This is a genomic window from Streptomyces sp. NPDC097640 (assembly GCF_040302705.1).
Lineage (GTDB): Bacteria > Actinomycetota > Actinomycetes > Streptomycetales > Streptomycetaceae > Streptomyces.
On the sequence record NZ_JBEOSB010000001.1, the window covers coordinates 321,260 to 342,662 of the forward strand.

Below are 21,403 nucleotides of genomic sequence, written 5' to 3' on the forward strand. Positions count from 1 at the left end.
CATGCCACCCACCGCCACAGCGAACACGACCCGCAAGAACAACGACGAAGCGCCGCGGACAGCGGACCAGTTGCTCGACACCGCCTCCGACCCGCGGCCCGGCCTGCGCGCCTATCTCGAGGTCAAGCGCGCCGCGCTGCTCGCCAAGCGGGAGGCCGAGCGCACCGGCTCCGTGACCGAACCGAACCGGCTGCGAGCCAGGACCAAGGCCGAGGAGCGCAGCGGCGTACGGCGCATCCGCATCCGCCACCACCAGATCCTCAGCGACTCCCCGCCGGACTTCGCCGGTTACGACCTCGGGCCCGCCTCGCCCGAGATCCAGCTCGGCGTACTGTCCAGCTGCCTCACCCACATCTTCCTCATCCAGGCCGCCGACCTGCGGATCCCCCTGGACTCCCTCGAGGTCGAGGTGCAGGCCGACCAGGACCCGCGCGCCGGACAGCCCGGGTTCGAGCAGGTGCCGATCTACCCGCACAACATCTCGTACACCGTGCACATCACCTCACCGGCCACCGGCGCGCGCATCCGCGAGCTGCACGAGACGGTCGAGCGCAAGTGCCCGATCTACAACCTCCTCGTCAACCCGCAGAGCGTCACCGGCCGAGTGGTCCTGACCGGCAGTCCGGAGGAGATATGACGGCCTCCCGCATCCGGCTCGGCTTCCTCACCCACGCGAACGGTCCCGTCGACACGCGGGAGACCTACCGGGGTCTCCTGCGCCTCTTCCGGACCGCCGACGAACTCGGTTACGACACCGGCTGGATCTCGCAGCACCACTTCCAGGACGACTACGGACGCGTTCCCTCGCCGCTGCCGTTCCTGGCCGCCGTCGCCGCGCGGACCAGCCGGATCCGGCTGGGCACGGCGGTCGTGATCGCCCCCCTGGAGGACCCCGTACGGCTCGCCGAAGACGCCGCCGTCGTCGACGAGATCAGCGAGGGGCGGCTCGAACTCGGCCTCGGAAACGGCGGATTCGGCCCCGAGGCGGAAAGGGTCTTCGCGGCATTCGGCATCGACCCGGCACGCCGGCGGGAGCGTGGTTCGCGGGTGCTCGACCGGACGCTGCGTGCCCTGCGCGGCGAGCCGCTGGGAGACCGCCCGGACGGCCCGGTGCTCCAGCCGCCCGTCCCCGGGCTGGCCGACCGGGTGTGGTGGTCCTCCGCCAATCCGCGCGGCGGCGCGGAGGCCGGGACCCGGGGCGCGGGCCTGCTGCTGGCGCGCCGCGCGCTCGGGGTGCCGGGCCCGACCGATCTCGACCAGCTGCGCGTGGTCGAGCCCTACCTGGAACAACTGGCCGCGGGGCCCGGAGCGGCGCCGCGTATCGCCGTCTCGCGCGCGCTGTTCGCCACCAAGGACCCCGCGGCGAGCGAGGGGGAGTTCCGGAGGATCGTCCGCCGCTATCTCGAAGGCCCGCTCCGCAACGGGGAGTTCCCGCCCGGCCTCGGCTTCGACGACTATCTCGCGCGGTCCAACTTCTTCCACGGCCATCCGGAACAGATCGCCGAGCAGCTGAACCGCGACCGGATCCTGCCGTACACGACCGAGCTGATCGTGCAGGTCCACTACGGGGCGACGGTGGAGGAGTCGCTGCGCAACCTGGAGCTCATCGCGACCGAGGTCGCCCCGCTGCTGGCCCCCGTGGGCGCGGGGGCGAGCGGGGAGGTGCTCCCGTGACCACCGGGACGAGGGCGGCGCCACCCGACACCCGCCGTGCCGAGCAACCGGCGCAGCGGAAGACGGGTCCCGCCGGTACGCGCCGACGCGTCGTCCGCCGGCCCGATCCGCTGCCGTGGCTGCTGCCGCTCGGCGTGCTCGGGATGTGGCAGCTGGCCTCCTGGAACACCTGGATGGATCCACTGCTGCTGCCCTCGCCCGGTGCGGTGGCCCGTGTCCTGTGGGACTCCGCCCGCGACGGCACTCTCGTCACCGACCTGTCCGCGAGCACCGAGCGCTGGGCCTCCGGCTTTGTGATCGGCGCGTCGCTGGGGCTGCTGCTCGGCTCGCTCGTCGGCCTGTCCACGCTGTCCGAGCGGCTGCTCGACACCTCGGTGCAGATGCTGCGCACCGTACCGGTGTCCGGCCTGTCGCCCCTGCTCATCGTCTGGCTCGGGCTGGACGAGGCGCCGAAGGTGGTGCTGGTCGCGGTGGGCAGTTTCTTTCCGGTGTACCTCAACACGTTCGGCGGCATCCGCAACGTGGACCGCAAACTCATCGAGGTGGGACGGGTGTTCCAGTGGAGCCGGCCCACCGTGCTGCGCCGGATCGTCCTGCCCGCGGCGCTCCCGGAGATCCTCAACGGCATCCGGTACGCGCTCGGCGTCGCCTGGGTGCTGCTGGTCCTCGCCGAACTCCTGGGGGCCACCTCCGGGCTGGGCTTCATGCTCAACCAGGGACGCGAGCTGTCGCGGGTCGATGTCGTGATCGCGGCGCTGCTGGTCTTCGCCGTCGCGGGCAAGGCCGTCGACCTGCTCGTACGGGCCGCGGAGCGACGGCTGCTGCGCTGGCGCGACCTGCACGCGGGAGCGTGATCCGGGCCATGAGCATCGCCTTGTCCCTGCGCGGCTACGGCCGTACGTTCACCACCCCGGCCGGTGCTCTCAGGGCCGTCGACGGCGTCGACCTGGACATCGCGCCGGGCGAGTTCACCGCCCTGGTCGGGCCGTCCGGCTGCGGTAAGTCGACCCTCCTGCGGGCCGTCGCGGGCCTGGACACCCGGGGTGAGGGGGAGGTGTCCGCGGGCGGTGAACCGGTCACCGGGCCGCATGCCTCGCGCGGCCTGGTCTTCCAGGAACACCGCCTCTTCCCGTGGCAGTCCGTCGCCAAGAACATCGGCGCCGGGCTGCGGGGCGACCGCGCGGCGCGGGAGCGACGGGTGGCCGAACTCGTGGAGCTGGTCGGCCTGGAGGGCTTCGCCGACGCCTACCCCGGCCAGCTGTCCGGCGGCATGGCGCAGCGCGTGGCCATCGCCCGCGCCCTGGCGCCCTCTCCTGACGTCCTTCTTCTGGACGAACCCTTCGGCGCACTGGACGCGTTCACCCGGATCCGGCTCCAGGACGCCCTGCACGACATCTGGGCCGCCCATCACGTCACCGCCGTCCTGGTCACACACGACATCGACGAGGCGGTCGCCCTCGCCCAGCGCGTCGTCGTCCTCGACCCCCGCCCGGGGCGTGTGCGGCGCGTCCACGAGATCGACCTGCCCTACCCGCGGGACCGGGCCTCGGCGCGCTTCGCCGAGCACCGCGCGGCACTGCTCGGGGACTTCGCCCTGAGCGGCCTCTCCCGACACCCCGATTCCCCACGCACCGATCCTTCCGAGGAGAAGCACCATGCCTGACCTCTCTCTGTCCCGGCGCGGACTGCTGCGAGCCGCGGCGGGCGGCGCCGCCGCGACATCGCTCGCGGCGTGCGGGCCCGGCGCCGCGGCCTCCGGCTCGGCGGGAAAGGGCGTCGCGGGGCAGCTCAGGATCGGATTCCAGCCGCCCTACATCGTGATGGACGTGCTACAGAAGCAGAAGACCCTCGCCTCGGCGCTGCGCGGCGACGGCACCGACGTGTCGCTCAAGGTCCTCGACCCGACCGTCATCCAGCAGTCGGTGGCCGGCCGCGCACTCGATCTCGGGGTCGGCGGGCTGGGGCCGATCCAGCTCTCCGGCCAGCCGTTCACCGTCGTCGCCCTCGTCGAACACAGCCCGCGCACCCAGGCGTTGCTGGTCCGCAAGGACTCCGGGATCAAGAGCGTCACCGATCTCAAGGGCAGGAAGCTCGGCTCCTACGGCACCACGATCAACGCCAACCTGTTCGTCCTGCGCGCGGCGGAGAAGGCCGGAATCGACACGGACGAGATCAGGTTCATCCCCCTCACCACCGACCAGATCACCGCCGCCCTGCTGTCCGGCTCCGTGGACGCCGTACAGACCTGGGACCCGTTCGTCGCCCAGCTCGAGGCCTCCCAGCGCACCCGCACGCTGCTCACCGGCCAGGGCCTGGTCGAGAACTACGTGGTGATCTACGGCCACCGGGACTATGTGAAGAAGTACCCGAAGACCATAGCCAAGGCGCTCCGCACCTACCGCAAGGCGCTGACCTGGGTCAACGCCCACCACGACGAGGCGCTTCGGCTTTTCGCCTCCGCCAACAAGCTGGACGCCGAGGTCGCCGCGCTCACCTTCCGCCGCCGTGAGTATCTGCTCTCGGCGCCCAACGAGCGCTTCCTCTCCGATCTGAAACGCCAGGAGAGGGAACTCAAGGCGTCCGGCGTCCTGACCAAGAGCGTCGACTGGGACGCGGCGATCGACCACACGATCGCCGCGGAGGCCCTGGCCACGGAGCGTTGACGCAGGTCGGCTGCCTCAGCAAGATCAGTACGTCACCGGAGACGGCCGGTAGCATGGGGAACGAATATCCTTATATGTCCTGGTTGATCGGCTGGACGTGCTCACGTACCTGTTGTCGGTGCTGGCGGCCTGCGCCAACGCCATCTCCTCGGTGTTGCAGCGCAAGGCGAACCGTGAAATGCCTCCCGAATTGGCACTGCGGCCCAAACTCATCGGCGAGCTGTTGCGTCAGCCGGTGTGGCTCGCCGGGTTCGCCGGGGTCGTCGTCGGCTTCCTTCTCCAAGCCGCCGCGCTCGGCCGTGGTGAGCTGTCCGTGGTGGAGCCGATCCTGGTCTGTGAGCTGCCACTGACCCTGTTCCTGGCGGCATGGGTGTTCCGCGCGCCGCTGAGGCCGCGGGAGGCGGGCGCGGCCCTTGGTATGGCGGCGGCGCTGGCCGGACTGCTGTTCTTTCTCGCCCCGTCCGCCGGGCACGCGCAGGAGGTGCCGTGGTACGAGTGGCTGCTGGCGGGCGCCGCGACCATGGTGGCGACAGCGGCGGCGTTCGAGTGGGCGCGGCGCGGCCGTGTCGCCCGGGATCAGCGGGAAGGCAGCGCGCGGCGGGCCGCGGGGTTCGGCATGGCGGCGGGGTGCCAGTTCGGCCTGACGGCGGCGTTCATCAAGGCGGTCACGGTCCGGTTCGGCGAAGCGGGCATCGCCGGCGTGTTCACGGGATGGGAGCTGTATTGCATGATCGTCTGCGGCGCGCTGGCGATGTTCCTGCTCCAGTCGGCGATGCACGCGGGTCGGCTGGTCGCCGCGCAGCCGGCCCTGACGCTGACCGATCCGCTGGTGTCCGTCCTGTGGGGCGTCACCGTCTTCGGGGAGATGGTGCGCGGTGGCCTCTATCTGCTGTTCGCCGCGGCCAGTGGCCTGCTCCTGGCCGCCTGTGTGGTGATCCTGTCGCGCTCGCCGGCGATCGGTGAAGGGGAGACCCGCCGGCTTCGAGGAGGCTGACCGGACGTGTCGGGCGCGGTCTACGCATTTGGTCTCGCCGCCGCGTGCCTGCTGGGGCTCGGCTTCGTACTCCAGCAGCACGCCGCGGAGCGCGCCCCACTCGCCGACATGCTCTCCTTCCGGCTGCTGCTCGACCTGGTGCGGGACCGGACATGGCTGGCCGGCATCGCCTGCATGGTGGCCGGGCAGATCTTCGGCGTCTTCGCCCTCGCGAGGGGGCATGTCTCCAGCGTCGAGCCGCTGCTCGCCACCAACCTGCTCTTCGCCGTGATCCTCGCCCGGTGGCTCAGCGGTCAGCGCCTGGGCTGGTCGGGGTGGATCGGTGTGGCCCTCCTCAGCGGAGGGGTGACGGCGTTCATCGTCGCCGCACAGCCGAAAGGGGCCACTGCCCCCGTCGGCGGGGTCCGGCAGGTGCTCGTCATCGCGCTGCTGCTCGCTTCCTCGCTGATCCTGGTCATCATCGCCAAGCACCTACGGCTGATCAAGGAGCCACCGCTGCTGGCCGCGGCCGGGGGCCTTCTCTACGGCATCCAGGACGCGCTGACCCGCATGTCGACCGGCATCTTCTCGACAGGCGGTCTCCTTGCGCTGGTCACCACCTGGCAGCCCTACGCGGTCGTGGCACTCGCCGTGACGGGACTGATGCTCGTACAGAGCGCCTTCGAAGCGGGGCCGCTGCGCATGTCGCTGCCGGCCCTGACGGCGGCGGAACCGATCGCCGGCATCGCCTGCGGCATCGGTCTCCTCGGGGACCAGCTCCGCGTCACCCCCACCGCGCTGGCCTGGCAGGTCGGCGGCCTCATCGCCGTGGTCATCGGGGTCCTGCTGCTCGGCCGGCACCCCGCGATGCCGACCGGCAGGCCCGATCCAGGGTTGACGGTGGCGGGTTGAGTCGTTACGTTGCCAGCGATCCGCAGGCACTGCCGTGAATGGGAGCGCTCCCAAGGGTGGCGGGGTTACGCCGTCCACCGAGGCAGCGCAGACCGACGCCAACATCCAGGAGGCGGAACAAATGGTGCTACCTCGGAACGAATCCGCGGCCGGGGGGCCGGAATCCCCGAGCCGGAGGTCTGTGCTGGCGACGATCGGTGCCCTGCCGGTCCTCATGGCCGCGACACCGGCCGTGGGGGCATCGGCAGCGGCGGCTGCCCAAGTGATCGTCGACCCGTCGGCGGAGCGGCAGACGATCCGGGGCTTCGGCGGCATGAACCACACGCTCTGGATCAGCGACCTGACGCCCGCCCAGAGGGACACGGCATTCGGCAGCGGCGAGGGCCAGCTCGGGTTATCCGTGCTGAGAATCCCCGTCCATGAGAACCGGGCGGACTGGAGCCGCGAGGTGGCGACGGCGAGGCGTGCGGCCGAGTACGGGGCGACCGTCATCGCGTCGCCGTGGAATCCCCCCGCCCAGATGGTCGAGACCTTCGTCCACGGCGATCAGTCCAACGCGAGACGGCTCCGGTACGACATGTATGGCGCTTATGCGCAGCACCTGGACGACTTCTACAGGTTCATGAGGGACAACGGGGTGAACCTGTATGCCATCTCGGTGCAGAACGAGCCCGATTACGCGCATGACTGGACGTGGTGGACTCCGAGCGAGATGGTCCGGCTCCTGCGGGACAACGCCGGCTCGATCGGTACCAAGGTCATCGCGCCGGAGTCCTTCCAGTATGTGAAGAGCTTCTCGGACCCGATTCTCAACGACGCGGGAGCCCTCGCCAACCTGGACATTCTCGGGGCGCACCTCTACGGCACCCCGTTCCAGAACTTTCCCTATCCCCTCTTCAAGGAAAGAGGGAGGGGCAAGGAACTCTGGATGACCGAGGTGTACTACCCCAACAGCAGCGATTCGGCCGACCTCTGGCCCCGGGCGCTCGATGTGGGGGAGCACATCCACCGCGCCCTGGTGGATGCCGAGTTCCAGGCGTATGTGTGGTGGTACATACGACGTAGCTACGGCCCCATGAGGGAAGACGGGCGCATCAGCAAGCGCGGCGCCAACATGGCGCACTTCTCGAGGTTCGTCCGCCCGGGGTACGTGCGGATCGATGCGACGTCGAATCCCCAGTCGAATCTCTATGTCTCGGCGTACAAGGGAGGTTCCAAGGTGGTCGTCGTCGCCATCAACAAGGGGACCTCGGCGGTGAGTCAGCCGTTCACCCTGGTGAACAACACCTCGTCCAGCGTGTCGTCCTGGTTGACGGACGCGAGCAGGAACCTCGAACCCCGGGGTGCGATCAACGTGTCCAACGGCTCCTTTACGAGCGAGCTTCCCGCCCGGAGCGTGACCACCTTCGTGACCGGGTGAGGCAGACCACCCTCAGGGCCTGTTCACACAGATCAGGGTCTGCTGCCCGTTGGCGATGAGTTTCCGCCGGCCGTCCTGGGCGGCGAACACCTCCAACTGGCAGACGGTCAGGGTGCGGCCGGACTTCAGGACGGTCCCGACCGCCTCGAGGTGGTCGCCGAGGGCGGGCGCGAGGAGATTGATCTTGTACTCGACGGTGAGCACCTCGGTGTCCTCCGGGAACAGGGTGAAGCCGGCGTAGCCGCCCGCGGTGTCCGCGATCGCGCTGGTGGCGCCGGCGTGGAAGTAGCCGTGCTGCTGGGTCACCTCGGGGCGGGCCGGGAGCACGATGTGGACGCAGCCCTGCGCGATGTGTGTTATCCGCGCACCGAGGTGGCTCATCAGCCCCTGCCGGGCGAAGCTGTCCTGGATGCGCTTCCGCGTCTCGGGGCTCGACTGTTCCCGGTGCGTCCGGTCTTCCACGTGTTCTCCTCCGGCGGACATCGCATGGTTCGTCGTGAGGGAAGACTAGTTGCGACCTCGTCGAAAGTGTTTGCATGGCCACTCAGCGATCGAGCAGTCCACTTTTTCGTGAGTGGCTCTGTCCCGCCCGTACCGGCATCCATTGGGATGGACATGCTTCCGCCGATGCTGCCGAAAGGGCCCACGATGACTATCCCGCGCGCACGCTCGTTTGCGCAGGTCGACGTGTTCTCCACGAGTCCCTGTCAAGGCAACCCGGTCGCGGTCGTCCTTGATGGGACAGACCTGACCGACGAGGAGATGCAGCGCCTGGCGAACTGGACGAATCTGTCCGAGACCACGTTTGTGCTGCCCCCCACCACTCCGGAGGCGGACTACCGGCTGCGCATCTTCACGCCCCAGGGCGAACTGCCGTTCGCCGGGCACCCCACCCTCGGCTCCGCACGCGCGTGGCTGGACGACGGCGGCACACCGCACCACGCCGACCGCATCGTGCAGGAGTGCGGCGCCGGCCTGGTCGGTGTGCGCCGCGGCGACGGCACTCTGTCCTTCGCCGCCCCGCCACTGGTCCGCGGCGGTGCGCTCGACGGCGAATACCTGAACGAGATCGTCGCCGCGTTCGGCATCACGCGTGACCGTGTCCTCGCCCACCAGTGGGTCGACAACGGCCCTGGCTGGGCCGTGATCCAGCTGGCCACGGCCGACGAGGTCCTGGCCCTCGAACCCGACCTCTCCCTCATCCCGACCGCGATGGTCGGCGCCGTCGGGGCCTACCCCGACGGCTCCGACCACGACTTCGAGATGCGCACCTTCGCCCCCCGCTGCGGCGTGGCCGAGGACCCCGTGTGCGGCAGCATGAACGCCTCTGTGGGGCAGTGGCTCACCGCCACCGGCGCCGCGCCCGCCACCTACCGGGTCTCCCAGGGAGCGCGCCTGGGCCGGGCCGGGACCATCGAGATCACCGCCGACGCGGACGGCACCGTCTGGGTCAGCGGCGCCGCCACCACCTATATCCGCGGCACCATCACCCTGTGACCGGCGATGGCTGCCTCGCCGTCAGGCGCCCCGGACGGGTGAGGCGGCGGACGCGAGCCGGTCCTCGGCGATCTGCCGGGCTGCCCGCAGCGGGGTGACGCCGGTGGAGCGAGCCAGGTCGAGTACGTGGCCGACGGTGTCGCCGATACCCTCCACCCGCTTCTGGGCGGCCTCATGGCTGTGGTGCTCCGATTCCCGGCTGAGCGCGTAGACGATGCCACCGGCACTGGCGACGTAGTCGGGGATCCAGGCGATGCCACGCTCCGCGAGGGCGTCGGCGACGGACTCCTCGGTGAGCTGGTTGTTCGCCGGGCCGACGACCAGGGGCGCGGTGAGCCGGGGGACGGTCGCCGCGTCGAGTACGCCGCCGACGGCCGCCGGGACGAGGATGTCGGCCGGTGTGGACAGGGCCTGCTCGGGCTCGACCCATCCGTAGCCGCTCGACAGGGCGGCGTCCCTGCGGGACTGTTCCACGTCCGACACCACGACGTGTGCCCCCTCGGCGGCCAGGGCGGCGGCGATACCGCTGCCGACCGACCCGAATCCGCTGATGACCACCGTGCGGCCGGTGCAGGAGGCGTCGCCGAACACATGCCGGGCGCCGGCGTGCAGGGCGGCCAGGACGCCGGTGGCGGTGGGGCCGCCGGAATTCCCGGTCCCGCCGTGCTCCTCCGGCGCGCAGTACGCGTACGGCGAGAAGCGCCGCAGGACCACCATGTCCTGCGGGCCGGTGCCGATGTCGGGGCCGGTCCGGTACGACCCCTGGAAGGAAGCGATCAGCTCGCCCAGGTCCTCCAGCGCGGCCTCGCGCAGGCCCGCGGTGAGTTCGGTTTCCTTGTCGAGGGCGATCACGCTCTTGCCGCCCCCGAAGTCCAGACCGGCCACCGCGGCCTTGTAGGTCATGGCCTCCGACAGGCGCAGCGCGTCGGCCAGACCGTCCTGCCAGCTGTCGTAGCGGCGCAGCCGGCAACCGCCGACCGCCGGGCCCAGGGCCCGGGAGTGGACAGCGACGATCAGCGGCAGCCCGGAGCGGCTTCCGCGGCGGACGACCACCTCTTCATGTGCAAATGCTTGGCTCATGCAGGCGAAGCTAGAGTGAATGCACGGATCGTCGGCCGAGTGCCGAACTAAATTCGGCAGAGGAATCGTGGAGGTAATCATGGACGAACTTGATTCGGCGATCGTGCACCACCTACAGGCCGATGGCCGGCTGTCCAACCGTGCCCTCGCCGAGAAGCTCGGCATCGCACCGTCCACCTGCCTCGAACGCACCAGGCTGCTGCACAAGCGCGGCATCATCCACGGGTACCGGGCCGAGGTCTCGCTGCGTGCGCTCAACCGCTCGGTCCAGGCGATGGTGTTCACCCAGGTCCGGCCTCTGCGCCGGGATGTCGTCGCCGCCTTCGAGCAGTCGGTGACCCGGCTACCGGAAGTCGTGTCCGTCTACACGATGGCCGGCAGCGACGACTTCCTCGTCCACGTCACGGCCCAGGACATCGACCATCTGCACGCCTTTCTCCTGGACCAGTTCACCAACCGCCGCGAGATCGTCGGCTTCCGCACCTCGATCATCTACCAGCACCTCACCAACCCGGTGCTCGACCCGCTGCCCGAACGCCCGGCAGTCCGCCCGCAGACGTGAGCCGCGGATCGGCCATGCCGGTGCTGGCGGCGCTCCTGGACCGCTCGGTCGAGCAGATCGCGGAGGCCGCGGCGGATGTCCGTTTCTACGACCGGGAAACGATCCGCGCGGTATCGGATGTGTGGGACAACAACCTCTTTCCGCTGTTCCGGGCCGCGAGCACGGCCAATGCCACCAAGCGTGAGCGTCGGGCTCTCGCCGCGTTGGCGTGGATGGCCGACTTTGGCGAGGGGCGGCGCAGATGGATGACCGAGCAGGCCGCGATCGCGGGGTACGAACTCGAGTCGCTCCTGCCGCCGGCCGAGCCGTACATGCCAGGCCGGGACGGCTGGGGGCACGTCATGCCACCGTTCTGCCGGCTCACCCGGCAGAACGTGGACGATCTGGTCCCCGACTACGACCTGGCGACGGCGACCGTCCGCCGCCTTCGTGTGGAGCGCGCCGGTACGCGCTTGACCGCTTTCCTCCAGTTGCTCGTTCCCCGCAGGTACGCCGTCGATGAGAGCACGCCCGAGCGGCCTCCCCTGCTGAAGGTGGCGTTGGAGGGCGTCACCGACGCCGTGTTCGACCTCTCCGACACGCGAGGAGCGGTCCTGGACCCCGGTGTGGGCGGGATCGAGATATCTCTGGGCGCGGGCGGCCGGCTCCGCGCCGCCGGCGGCGAGTACTACCTTGACGACCGCTCATGGCATCTCTCGGCCGCCGGCCGGCGCGCAGACGCCGTCACCCCGCCCCGCACCGGCCCGTCGGACCGCCCACGACGGCCGTCTGCCGGACACCTGGGGGCCGACGCCTATGCTGCCGCCACCCTCCTGCACCGCGCCATGCTGGAGCTCCGCTCGGTGCGTCACGCCGCCCGCGCCGATCATGTCCCGGTGCTCGACCTGTGCCGGGCTTTCTCGGGAGCGGGTGAAGCGATCCTGGCCGCGGGATCGCGACGCGGTGCCCGCCGCCGTGCGGCGGCCTTCCGTGACGTGAGCCGAACCTGGGCCGATCGGGCTGTGGAACGAACGCCACCTTCCCTCACCGACAGCTCACCCGTGTTCGGCACGCCCTCTCAGGCAGTTCTCGTCTCGGCCGCCTGGACGGCGGCCTACGACGACTACGGGACAGAACGTCCGGCCGACGCGCAACTCCAACTCGCCCTGCCGCCCCGCCCCGACGAGCCCCCCTCAGCACCCTGGCGGCTACGCACCCTCAGCTGTACCGAGCCCGAGGCCTTCCGCCTCCACACCGACGCCTTCCAAGGCCCCGGTCAACTCACCCCAAGCGGGGAGCCCACCGCCGCCTGCGGCCTCGACCTGCACCACGGGGCGATGCTCATCGCTGCTCGAGATGGCTGGAGAGCGTCAGCCGACTGAGCCTGCGCGGTGCCATCACGTCCGACTGCGTGGGCGTGTCGGCCTCGCCATCGTGTCCCCTTGCGTTCCCGTGCCATGATACAACCAGCATCCAGATGATGGCGACATCGGAAAAACGTGAGCATCGGAGAACCGCGTGGGACACGACATGACCTGGTCCGAAACTCATACGACGGACACCAGTCTGTTGGTGCTGCACGCCCTGCGTTGCGTCGGCGCCGCCAGCCTCGCCCGTCTCCACTTGGCCACGGGACTCGGCGAGTTCGACGTCGAGTCCGAGCTCATCGATCTCGGGGTCGAGGGCCTCGTGGCGCGGATGTCCGGCGACATGTCCTTCTGGATGCTCACGGACGCCGGCCGCGCCGCGAACGCCGGGCGCATCGCCGACGAACTCGAGTCGGCCGGGGCCCGCGCAGCCGTTCAGGCGGCATTCGAGCGGTTTCTCGTTCTCAACCCTGAGCTGCTCGACCTCTGCACGGCATGGCAGCTCCGAGCCGTCGACGGCGTCATGCACGCCAACGACCACAGCGACCCCGCCTACGACTCCCGGGTCCTCGACCGATTCGCCGATCTCGACCGGCGCGCCGCCCCTGTCCGCGACGAGCTGTCCGCGGCGCTGTCGCGATTCGGCCGTTACCACGACCGCCTCGCGGGAGCGCTCGATCGCGCCGCCTCCGGCGCGCTGGAGTATGTGACCGACAGCACCGCCTCGTACCACACCATATGGGCGGAGCTGCACGAAGACCTGCTCGTCACCCTCGGGTTGCCGCGATGAGGTGGATTCGCGCGATCTCCGCCGAGGTCGAGGAGGCGGCGGAGACGCTGGGTGGCAAGGCACTTGGCCTGGTCCTTCTGCACCGTCTCGGATTGCCGGTGCCCGCCGGGTTCGTCATCACCGCGGACGCATGCCGTGCCTTCCTGCGGGAAGGACGTCTGCCCGACGGACTCGACGACGAGCTCACGACGGCCGTCGCCGGTCTCGAACGTGCCACCGGGCGTGCCTTCGGCGGACCGGGGAGGCCGCTGGCGGTGTCCGTGCGCTCCGGGGCCGGTGTGTCGATGCCCGGCATGATGAGCACGGTCCTCAACCTCGGCCTCACGACCGAAGCCACCGAGGGCCTTGCCGCCGAGACGGGCGACCGGCCGTTCGCGCTGGACTCACGGCTGCGCTTCCTGTCGAGCTTCGCCTCCGCGGTCACGAACGCGGTCACAAACGCGGTCATGAACGAGGGCGCGGACGACGTGGGAGCCGTCCACGGGGGAGGGGCCAAGGACGCGGAAGCGCGCTTCACCGATGCGATGAAGGCGGTCGAGGACTTCGTCCGAGAACGGTGCGGACAGCCGATCCCCGACGACGCGACCCGCCAGCTGACGTTGGCGGTCGAGGCCGTGTTCTCGTCCTGGGACACACCACGCGCACACACCTATCGCGCGTTGCACGACATCCCGCACGACCTCGGAACGGCCGTGATCGTCCAGAGGATGGTGTTCGGGAACCGCGACGACCGCAGCGGCACCGGAGTCGCGTTCAGCCGCGATCCCAACACCGGTGAGAACACCCCCTTCGGCGACGTCCTGTTCGGACACCAAGGAGAAGACGTCGTCTCCGGCAGATCGATGCCCCGGCCGCTGCGCGAACTCGCCGAGCGGGAGCCGGCGGTGTGGGCGGAGCTGCTCGACGCCCTGAGCCGGATCGAGGGACACTACCGCGACGCCTGCTACGTCGAGTTCACGTTCCAGGCCGGCGAGCTGTGGATTCTTCAGGTCCGGCCCGGCCGGTTCGTCGGAGGCGCCGCGGTGCGCGTGGCCACCGAACTCGCCGACGAGCGGGTCATCGAACGCCACGAAGCGCTGCTCAGGGTGTCGCCGATCCATCTCCGGCAGGTCCGCACACCACGCATGGCGTCGCCCGAGGAGGCCGATGTCTTCGCCCGGGGTCTCGGCGCCTGCCCCGGTGTCGCGGCCGGCCGGGTGGCGACCACGGCGGACCGAGCGGTACGTATGGCCGAAGGCGACCCGGTCATCCTGGTGCGCCCTGAGACCTCTCCCCATGACATGCACGGCCTCGCCGCCGCCGCGGGAATCGTCACCGCTCGCGGTGGGCCGGCCAGCCACGCCGCGGTCGTCGCGCGTGCCATGGGAAAGCCCGCGGTCGTGGGCGCCGCCGACCTGACCGTCGATGCCGGCAACGGCACCGTGACGGCCGGCGGGCGCACCCTCGGCGACGGCACCCTCGTGACCATCGACGGGACCAGCGGCGAGGTCGCCCTCGGCAGCGTCCGCGTCATCACGAACGCGGCCGACGAGCACCTCCACCGACTGCTCGAATGGGCCGACGACACCTCGGGGGACCACTCCGAACGCGACGAATCCCAGCGGCTCGAAGCGGCCCATGCCGCACTGCGATCCTCCCACGCCTGATGACGGGCAAGAGTCCGAAAGGAGATCGGCGATGCCGACTCGGCACGTATATCTGGCAAGGCACGGCGCGGCGGACCCGTTCGGCGAGCTGACCGACGTCGGGCAGCGGCAGTCGGAACTGCTCGGGCGGCGCCTGGCCGGGCTTCCGATCGGCGCGGTGTGGCATTCCCCGCTGCCCAGGGCGGTGCGGTCCGCGCGGATCGTCGGCAGGCACCTTCCGGACGCCACCGTGCGGGAAGCGGCCGAACTGGTCGATCACGTACCGCAGGTACCGGACGACCCGCCACCGGCGTGGGCGGCGTTCTTCGACGGGTACGACGCCGAGGAGGCCGCGGCGGGCTCACGCCTCGCCGATGCCCTCACCGACAGATTCGCGCGCCCCGCGGAATCCGAGACGCACGAGGTCCTGGTCACCCATGCCTATCCGGTGGCCTGGCTGCTCCGGCACGCCCTCGACGCGCCACCGGTGCGCTGGCTGGGGCTGAACTGCGGGAACACGGCACTGACGGTGATCGAGTACCGCGACGGCATGGCGCCGACGGTGGTGCTGTACAACGACATGGGCCACCTGCCGGCCGAGCTGCGATGGACGGGGTTCGGGAACGGGACGCGGCCATGAAGGGCAGCGTGACCGTGGCGTTCAGCCCGGGTGGGGCGGTCATCACCGGGCGCCGACGGCGGGCGGGACGGCGTCGAGGTCGGCGAGGTCGGCCGGAGACAGCCGGAGATCTGCCGCACCCGCGTTGTCGACGAGGTAGGCCGGGGTCTTGGTGCCGGGGATGGGCACGACGTGTGGGCCCTGGGCGACGAGCCAGGCGAGGGCGACCTGCGCGGGAGTGGCTTCGATCCGGTCGGCGACTTCGCGGACCCTGGCCGCGATGGCGAGGTTGGCCCGCAGGTTGTCCTGCTGGAAGCGTGGCAGGCGTCGCCGGTGGTCGTTGTGCGGCAGTTGGTCGAAGGAGGTGAAGCGGCCGGCGAGGAAGCCGCGGCCCAGAGGCGAGTACGGCAGAAGGCCTATGCCGTGCTGTCGGCAGTAGGGCAGGACCTCGGCCTGGACGTCGCGGGTCCACAGGGAGAACTCCGACTGCACGGTGGCGACCGGGTGCACGGCCCGGGCGCGCTGGATCTGCTCGACGGTGACCTCGGACAGGCCCAGATGGCGGGCCTTGCCGGCGGCCACGGCCTCGGCCATGGCGCCCCAGGTTTCCTCGATCGGGACCTGGGGGTCGACGCGGTGGAGTTGGTAGAGGTCGACGTGGTCGGTGTTCAGGCGGCGCAGGCCGGCGTCGATGGAGGCACGGATGTGCTCGGGACGGCCGTTGCCGGCGAGGACGGGAAGGTTGTCGGGGCCGCCGGTGGGGTCGACGACCACCCGGCCGACCTTGGTGGCGAGCACCGCGCGGTCACGCCGGCCGGTCAGGGCCCGGCCGACAAGTTCCTCGTTGGTGTGGGGACCGTAGACATCAGCGGTGTCGATCAAGGTCACGCCCAGGTCGAGGGCCTGGTGGATGACGGAGACGGACGTCGCTTCGTCGCGCGGGGCGGCCATGTCGTAAAGGAAGCTCATTCCCATGGCGCCCAGGCCGATGACGCCGACCCGCGGTCCGTGGGTGCCGAGTGTGGTGTTACGCATGCTGTGTTCTGCCTTCAGTGCTCGCCGAGGCGGGAGACCTGGTAGTGGCTGATGAGCCAACCGGCTTCCGAGTGCTTCAGCAGGACGAGGATGTTGACGCCGATCGTCGGCCGGTCCGTGAACGAGAAGTCGACGGCCAGGTAGCCGAGCACGATGTCTTCGGAGAGTCGCCTGCTCTCCACCATCCGGTAGGCGGCTGACAAGTCCAGGGGCTGGGACGCGTAGTAGTCGGCGACGCCCTGCCTGCCCACGCTGTAGGGATGCAGCCCCTGGAAGATCGCGTCCTCGGTGAAGAGGGACGCGACCCGATCGGGCTCGTGGTTGTCGACGCCCGCCTTCCACCGGCCGAGCACGTCATGGAGGATCGCTTCGGTGTCCGTCATGTCTGTTCTCCTTCAGTGACCCGCGCTCATGCCGCCGTCGACGTGGAGGATCTCGCCGGTGACGAACGGGGCGTTCTCCAGGTAGATCACCGCGTCCACGATGTCGCTCTGCTCGCCCATCCGGCCGACCGGGTGCAGCGCGGCGAGGTCCTCATGGGTCTCCTCGGGGTGCATGGGCGTCTTGATGGTGCCTGGCGAGACGGCGTTGGCGCGGATGCCGCGGGTGGCGTGCTCGATGGCGAGTGACTTGGTGGCGGACTGGAGGCCGCCCTTGGTCAGCGAGGCCAGCACGGAGGGGACCCGGGCGTCGGCGTTGTCGACCAGGCTGGTGGTGATGTTGACGATGTGTCCGCCGCCCTGGGCGAGCATCCGCTCGACGGCCAGCTGGGTGAGGCGGAAGAAGCCGGTGAGGTTCACCCCGATCACGGTGGCGTAGTCGTCCTGGGTGTACTCGGTGAAGGGCTTGGCGACGAAGATTCCGGCGTTGTTGACCAGGGTGTCCACCCGGCCGAAGCGCTCGATGGCGGCGGCGATGACACGCTCGGCGGTGGCCGGGTCGGCGATGTCGCCCGGGACGGTCAGGACGGCCGCGTCGTCGGAGGGGGCGATGGTGCGGGACGTGGCGACGACGCCGTAGCCGAGGTTGCGGTAGGCGTCGACGAGACCGGCGCCGATGCCCTGCGAGCCGCCGGTGATGACTGCGACCTTCTGAGTGCTCATGATGACCTTCTCCGGAATGGGGTGGGGATGTCGCGACCGGACGAAGAACTAGCCGACCGGTCGCCTATTCGAGAAGCTAGGCGGCCGGCCGGGCGAAGTCAAAGGTCAAGAGCGCTTGGGCCGGGACTTGCTCCCTCGCACCTGAGAGGCCTGGACTCCCAGTGCACGTCGGGGGCGGGGGAGTGGTGGAGGTTCCTAGCGCCGATACGGGTCGCCGTCGGGCAGCCAGGCATCCGGGCCGTGGATTCCGAAGTCGCCGACACCGTCGCAGAGGGCGTCGACGACGGCGAGGACCGAGGCACGGACTTCGCCGCTGCGCCACACCAGGGACCAGGTCCAGCGGATCTGCGGTGCGACGACGGGGCGTTGGACCAGGTCGGGCGGGAGCGGGGTGGTCTGGCCTTTGGGAGAGTTGATGACCGGGCGGCCGCCGCGGCGGACGTGGTCGAAGAAGGCGGGGCCGGTGATGCCGCCGTCGGAGATGCGTATCGCGTGGGCCCCGGTGTCCCTGGCCAGTTGCTCGGCGTAGGCGTTCCAGGACGACCAGGAGGTGATGTCGTCGTCCAGGAGGACGACGGTGTCCCGGGCGGTCACCTCGCCGGTGTCCTTGCCGGTGGCGACGGCATGGAGCCGGTCGGCGCCGATGAGCCGGGCGCGCAGATTGTGCCGCTCCAGGTCCGCGGTGCGCACCCAGCACACCGCGAGGTCCAGGCTCCCGTCGGCGACCCGGGCGGCCTGGCTGTGCGAGGGGGCGACCCACGCGTCGACGTGGACTTGGGCCACGGCGGACGTGCGGGCGATCAGGTCGGCGGGAAGCCAGTTGACGTAGCCGAGCCGGACCGGTTCGGAGCCCGAGAACCGACGCGCACGTCGTTGCAGGTCGTCGGCGCGTTCCAGCAGCGCGCGGGTGTGCGGGAGCAGGGCCGAGCCGGCCGGGGTGAGGGACACCGAACGGCGGTCGCGGTCGAACAGGCGCACCCCGAGGTCGCGTTCCAGCGCCTTGATCTGCTGGGACAGGGACGGTCCGGCGATCAGGAGCCGCTCGGCGGCCCGGCCGAAGTTCAGCTCCTCGGCCACGGCGACGAAGTATCGAAGTTGGCGCAGCTCCACGCCCGCCATCGTACGTCGGTGAGAGGCCATGCCTCCCAGGAGAGAGACGGCCGGTCGTGGCCCGGCTTCTGACGGCGGGCCGATGATGAGGGCGTGGAGACCCGACGTGAAGTGACCGTTCCTCCCGGCCCCGATATGCCGGCCGCCGTGCGATCCGACCGCGGCGCCCGGCCGGCGGCCCGGGGAAGCGCCCCGCTCCTCGCCCCGTGGGGCCACGTCGCCCGAGCCGCCGCGGCGCTCGCCGCGGGCATGGGAGTCGGCCGGTTCGTCTACACCCCGATCCTCCCCCTGATGCATGCCCAGGCGGGACTGTCCGCGGGCTCGGGCGCCGACCTGGCCACCGCCAACTACATCGGCTACCTCGTCGGCGCGCTCGCCGGCATTCTGGCGCCCGCACTGGTCCGCTCGCCCGTCCTCCTGCGCGCTTCCCTGATCGCGCTGACCGGCAGCCTGGCGGCGCTGCCTGCCACCCACAGCACGGCGGTGTGGATCGCGCTGCGGCTGCTGGCCGGCGTCGCCAGCGCACTGATCTTCGTCATCGCCGTCAGCTCGCTCCACAGCCATCTGCGCGAGCACCCCGCCCACCTGCCGGGCTGGGCCTTCGGTGGAGTGGGCGCCGGCATCGCCCTGTCCGGCTTCCTGGTCCTCGCCGTGCGTTCCGTCGCCGACTGGCGGGCCGCCTGGTGGGCCTCGGCGGCCCTCGCCGCCGTCCTCACCGTCGCCTCGTGGAACCTGCGCCCCGAGCCGGCTCCCGTGATCACCGCGGAACGGGGCAGGGCGGCGGCCGGTGGGCCGAGGATCCGCACGCATCGCTGGTTCGGCTTGCTGTTCGCCTCCTACAGCCTGGAAGGCGTTGGCTACATCGTCGCCGGGACCTTCCTCGTCGCCGCGATCGAGCAGAGCTCTCCGGGGTGGGTCGGCAGCGGCGCCTGGGTGCTGGTCGGTCTGGCGGCCGTACCGTCCTCGGCGCTGTGGGCGCGGCTCGGGCGTCGCTGGTCCCGCCCTGATCTGTTGCTCGTCGCGCTCGTCGTCCAAGCGGCCGGCATCGCTCTGCCGGCGCTCGTCGGGGGTGCGGCGGCTGCCCTCGTCTCCGCGGCCCTGTTCGGCGCCACCTTCATCGGCGTCAGCACGCTGGCCCTCGCCGCGGGGGCCCACCTGCGCTTTCCCCGCTCGGTCGCGCTCCTGACCGCCGGATACTCCGTCGGTCAGATCCTCGGCCCCCTGGCCGTTGCGCCATTGCTCCGCCACGGCTATCACCAGGCCCTGATCCTGGCCGCCGTGGTGGTCCTGGCAGCCGCCGGGGCCGCCGCCGTGCTGCGCATCGGCTTCCCGAACCACGTGATGGTGGTGCGCCACGGTGCTCCGGCACCACAGCCGACACCCGGGGAGGCGCGAAAGGTGTCCCAGGAAGCCCCCGACGGCTTCTGAATCCGGATGCGCCCCGGCCCCGCCCGTCGCGTCGTCGCGGCGGGCGAGTGTCAGATGCCGGCCACGGCCTCCCGCGGCGCACGGGCGCCGAGCAGGGCAAGGCAGTTCTGCCACAAGGGGCCCAGCCGGTCGGTGCTGTTGTAGAGCTTGGCGAACAGCACCTGACCCTCGAGCTGGGCAATCACCGCCCGCGCGGCTTCCCGCGTCTCGGCCACCTCGACCTCCTGCCGCTCGCGGGCCTCGTTGATGACCGAGTCGACCATCTCGACCTGCGCGTCGAAGATCTCCTGAAGCCGGGTGCGGATGGCCTCGGTCTGGTTGCATAGCTCCAGGGTGAGGTTCCCGAACAGACACCCCGAGACGGTGCCGCAGCTCTGCTGGGCGGCGTGGAGGCCGGCCGCCGTCTCCTCGAACAGCCGGCGAAGACGCAGCAGCGGTTGGGCGTCACCGCTGAGAGCGGCCGTCCAGGTGCGCTGCTGACCGGCCCAGTGCTCGTCGATGACGGCCAGCGCGAGGGACTCCTTCGAATCGAAGAAGTAGTAGAAGCTCCCCTTGGGCACGCCGGCCGTCCTGCATATCTCAGCCACCCCCAGGGCCGAGTAGCCGTGTGTTTCGATGAGCGACCGCGCGGCGCTCAGAATTCTCTCGCGAGCATCACTGGTCCGTCCCATGGAGCCAGTTTACGACCGGTCGACTATGACGCCCGGGGCTGTTCGGAGGCCGCTTCGCCACGATGGATACGTCACACCGAGAGAAGCGAGGGAAGCAGTCATGCCGCTGCTGTACGACGACATGGGCGCCGCTGTGGACCTGGCCCGTCCGCCACGCCGGGTGGTGTCCCTCGTGCCGTCGCTCACGGAGGCGGTCGCCGCCGGACATCCGGACGCCCTGGTCGGGGCGACCCAGTGGTGCACTCATCCGGGCGACCTCGACGTGGTACGCGTGCGAGGCACCAAGAACCCCGACCGGGCGGCGATCGTCCGGCTGCGGCCGGACCTCGTGATCGCCAACAAGGAGGAGAACCGCGAACTCGACGTCACCCGGTTGCGCGCCGCGGGAGTGCCCGTGTGGGTGACCGTCATCGAGACCGTCCCGCAAGCCCTGGACTCGCTCGAGCGGCTGTTCACCGAGGCGCTCCGAGCTCCGGTCCCGGACTGGCTCGACGCGGCACGAGAGCTGTGGTCGGGTCCCGTCCCCGAGGCCACGGCCACCGCGGCGGTTCCGGTCTGGCGGGATCCCTGGATGGTGGTCGGGAGGTCCACCTTCACCGGCGACCTCCTGCGCCGGGCCGGTATCGCCAACGCGTTCGCCGAGCACCCGGACCGCTACCCGCATGTGGCGCTGGAGGAGATCGACCGACCGGACGTGGGCGTCGTCCTGCTGCCCGACGAGCCGTATGTGTTCACCGAGAGCGACGGCCCCGAGGCCTTCCACCGCACCCCGACCCGCCTGGTCAGCGGTCGGCTGATCACCTGGTACGGCCCGTCGCTGCTGCCGGCACACGAGATGCTGAAGGATCTCCGGCTGGAGTGAGACGCACGCGCACTGTGCCTCTCTTCACACCCT

General features: G+C 70.5%; 23 protein-coding genes. 16 read left to right on the plus strand and 7 right to left on the minus strand.

Annotated elements, in window-relative coordinates:
• Position 1: 1 nt before the first annotated feature.
• The 8 genes from ABTY62_RS00875 (at position 2) to xynC (ending at position 7,642) form a co-directional block, all read left to right on the plus strand.
• Positions 2 to 637: an OsmC family protein gene (locus ABTY62_RS00875; RefSeq protein ID WP_352127167.1), complete on the plus strand. Its 636-nt coding sequence runs from the start codon at positions 2 to 4 to the stop codon at positions 635 to 637.
• Positions 634 to 1,674, plus strand: a complete 1,041-nt coding sequence (locus ABTY62_RS00880) for an LLM class flavin-dependent oxidoreductase (protein WP_352127168.1) — start codon at positions 634 to 636, stop codon at positions 1,672 to 1,674. The genes ABTY62_RS00875 and ABTY62_RS00880 overlap by 4 nt, the downstream gene beginning before the upstream one ends.
• Positions 1,671 to 2,528 (plus strand): ABC transporter permease, encoded by an 858-nt coding sequence (locus tag ABTY62_RS00885; RefSeq protein WP_352127169.1) that lies wholly within the window; start codon positions 1,671 to 1,673, stop codon positions 2,526 to 2,528. The genes ABTY62_RS00880 and ABTY62_RS00885 overlap by 4 nt, the downstream gene beginning before the upstream one ends.
• Positions 2,529 to 2,536: 8 nt before the next feature.
• Positions 2,537 to 3,337 (plus strand): ABC transporter ATP-binding protein, encoded by an 801-nt coding sequence (locus tag ABTY62_RS00890; RefSeq protein WP_352127170.1) that lies wholly within the window; start codon positions 2,537 to 2,539, stop codon positions 3,335 to 3,337.
• Complete coding sequence (locus ABTY62_RS00895; protein WP_352127171.1) at positions 3,330 to 4,337, plus strand: ABC transporter substrate-binding protein; 1,008 nt, start codon at positions 3,330 to 3,332, stop codon at positions 4,335 to 4,337. The genes ABTY62_RS00890 and ABTY62_RS00895 overlap by 8 nt, the downstream gene beginning before the upstream one ends.
• A gap of 97 nt (positions 4,338 to 4,434) precedes the next feature.
• The gene (locus tag ABTY62_RS00900; protein ID WP_352127172.1) at positions 4,435 to 5,331 is read left to right on the plus strand and encodes a DMT family transporter; all 897 of its coding nucleotides are present in this window, start codon (positions 4,435 to 4,437) and stop codon (positions 5,329 to 5,331) included.
• Positions 5,332 to 5,337: 6 nt separating this feature from the next.
• Positions 5,338 to 6,222 carry a DMT family transporter gene (locus tag ABTY62_RS00905; RefSeq protein WP_352127173.1) on the plus strand — a complete coding sequence of 295 codons (885 nt, stop codon included), beginning with the start codon at positions 5,338 to 5,340 and terminating at the stop codon, positions 6,220 to 6,222.
• A 214-nt stretch (positions 6,223 to 6,436) separates the two neighbouring features.
• Positions 6,437 to 7,642: a glucuronoarabinoxylan endo-1,4-beta-xylanase XynC gene (gene xynC / locus ABTY62_RS00910; protein ID WP_352127452.1), complete on the plus strand. Its 1,206-nt coding sequence runs from the start codon at positions 6,437 to 6,439 to the stop codon at positions 7,640 to 7,642.
• 12 nt (positions 7,643 to 7,654) lie between these two features.
• Here xynC and ABTY62_RS00915 read toward each other — a convergent pair whose 3' ends face one another.
• Positions 7,655 to 8,125: a PaaI family thioesterase gene (locus ABTY62_RS00915; RefSeq protein ID WP_502997378.1), complete on the minus strand. Its 471-nt coding sequence runs from the start codon at positions 8,123 to 8,125 to the stop codon at positions 7,655 to 7,657.
• A 165-nt stretch (positions 8,126 to 8,290) separates the two neighbouring features.
• On the opposite strand from ABTY62_RS00915, the gene ABTY62_RS00920 reads away from it, so the two are divergent.
• Positions 8,291 to 9,139 carry a PhzF family phenazine biosynthesis protein gene (locus ABTY62_RS00920; protein WP_352127176.1) on the plus strand — a complete coding sequence of 283 codons (849 nt, stop codon included), beginning with the start codon at positions 8,291 to 8,293 and terminating at the stop codon, positions 9,137 to 9,139.
• Between the two features lie 21 nt (positions 9,140 to 9,160).
• Here ABTY62_RS00920 and ABTY62_RS00925 read toward each other — a convergent pair whose 3' ends face one another.
• Complete coding sequence (locus ABTY62_RS00925) at positions 9,161 to 10,219, minus strand: Glu/Leu/Phe/Val dehydrogenase dimerization domain-containing protein (protein ID WP_352127177.1); 1,059 nt, start codon at positions 10,217 to 10,219, stop codon at positions 9,161 to 9,163.
• A gap of 79 nt (positions 10,220 to 10,298) precedes the next feature.
• On the opposite strand from ABTY62_RS00925, the gene ABTY62_RS00930 reads away from it, so the two are divergent.
• The 5 genes from ABTY62_RS00930 (at position 10,299) to ABTY62_RS00950 (ending at position 15,182) form a co-directional block, all read left to right on the plus strand.
• Complete coding sequence (locus tag ABTY62_RS00930; protein ID WP_352127178.1) at positions 10,299 to 10,781, plus strand: Lrp/AsnC family transcriptional regulator; 483 nt, start codon at positions 10,299 to 10,301, stop codon at positions 10,779 to 10,781.
• Positions 10,778 to 12,142: a hypothetical protein gene (locus ABTY62_RS00935; RefSeq protein WP_352127179.1), complete on the plus strand. Its 1,365-nt coding sequence runs from the start codon at positions 10,778 to 10,780 to the stop codon at positions 12,140 to 12,142. Before ABTY62_RS00930 ends, ABTY62_RS00935 begins: the two co-directional genes overlap by 4 nt.
• A gap of 148 nt (positions 12,143 to 12,290) precedes the next feature.
• Positions 12,291 to 12,917: a transcriptional regulator gene (locus ABTY62_RS00940; protein WP_352127180.1), complete on the plus strand. Its 627-nt coding sequence runs from the start codon at positions 12,291 to 12,293 to the stop codon at positions 12,915 to 12,917.
• Positions 12,914 to 14,563 carry a pyruvate, phosphate dikinase gene (locus tag ABTY62_RS00945; RefSeq protein WP_352127181.1) on the plus strand — a complete coding sequence of 550 codons (1,650 nt, stop codon included), beginning with the start codon at positions 12,914 to 12,916 and terminating at the stop codon, positions 14,561 to 14,563. Before ABTY62_RS00940 ends, ABTY62_RS00945 begins: the two co-directional genes overlap by 4 nt.
• Before the next feature lie 31 nt (positions 14,564 to 14,594).
• On the plus strand, positions 14,595 to 15,182 hold the full coding sequence (locus ABTY62_RS00950) for a histidine phosphatase family protein (protein ID WP_352127182.1): 588 nt from the start codon (positions 14,595 to 14,597) through the stop codon (positions 15,180 to 15,182).
• Positions 15,183 to 15,224: 42 nt separating this feature from the next.
• Here ABTY62_RS00950 and ABTY62_RS00955 read toward each other — a convergent pair whose 3' ends face one another.
• The 4 genes from ABTY62_RS00955 to ABTY62_RS00970 form a co-directional block, all read right to left on the minus strand.
• Positions 15,225 to 16,196, minus strand: a complete 972-nt coding sequence (locus ABTY62_RS00955) for an aldo/keto reductase (RefSeq protein ID WP_352127183.1) — start codon at positions 16,194 to 16,196, stop codon at positions 15,225 to 15,227.
• 14 nt (positions 16,197 to 16,210) lie between these two features.
• Positions 16,211 to 16,579 (minus strand): nuclear transport factor 2 family protein, encoded by a 369-nt coding sequence (locus ABTY62_RS00960; protein WP_352127184.1) that lies wholly within the window; start codon positions 16,577 to 16,579, stop codon positions 16,211 to 16,213.
• 12 nt (positions 16,580 to 16,591) lie between these two features.
• Positions 16,592 to 17,299: an SDR family NAD(P)-dependent oxidoreductase gene (locus ABTY62_RS00965; RefSeq protein WP_352127185.1), complete on the minus strand. Its 708-nt coding sequence runs from the start codon at positions 17,297 to 17,299 to the stop codon at positions 16,592 to 16,594.
• Positions 17,300 to 17,494: 195 nt separating this feature from the next.
• The gene (locus ABTY62_RS00970; protein WP_352127453.1) at positions 17,495 to 18,418 is read right to left on the minus strand and encodes a LysR family transcriptional regulator; all 924 of its coding nucleotides are present in this window, start codon (positions 18,416 to 18,418) and stop codon (positions 17,495 to 17,497) included.
• A gap of 240 nt (positions 18,419 to 18,658) precedes the next feature.
• Here ABTY62_RS00970 and ABTY62_RS00975 point away from each other — a divergent pair, with 240 nt between their 5' ends.
• Positions 18,659 to 19,837, plus strand: coding sequence for a YbfB/YjiJ family MFS transporter (locus ABTY62_RS00975; protein ID WP_352127454.1), 1,179 nt, complete (start codon positions 18,659 to 18,661; stop codon positions 19,835 to 19,837).
• A gap of 50 nt (positions 19,838 to 19,887) precedes the next feature.
• Here the strand turns inward: ABTY62_RS00975 and ABTY62_RS00980 are convergent, their stop codons facing one another.
• Positions 19,888 to 20,508, minus strand: a complete 621-nt coding sequence (locus tag ABTY62_RS00980; protein ID WP_352127186.1) for a TetR/AcrR family transcriptional regulator — start codon at positions 20,506 to 20,508, stop codon at positions 19,888 to 19,890.
• Between the two features lie 100 nt (positions 20,509 to 20,608).
• Here ABTY62_RS00980 and ABTY62_RS00985 point away from each other — a divergent pair, with 100 nt between their 5' ends.
• Entirely contained in the window at positions 20,609 to 21,370 is a 762-nt protein-coding gene (locus ABTY62_RS00985; protein ID WP_352127187.1) for a helical backbone metal receptor, read from the plus strand.
• The last annotated feature ends 33 nt before the right edge of the window (positions 21,371 to 21,403 follow it).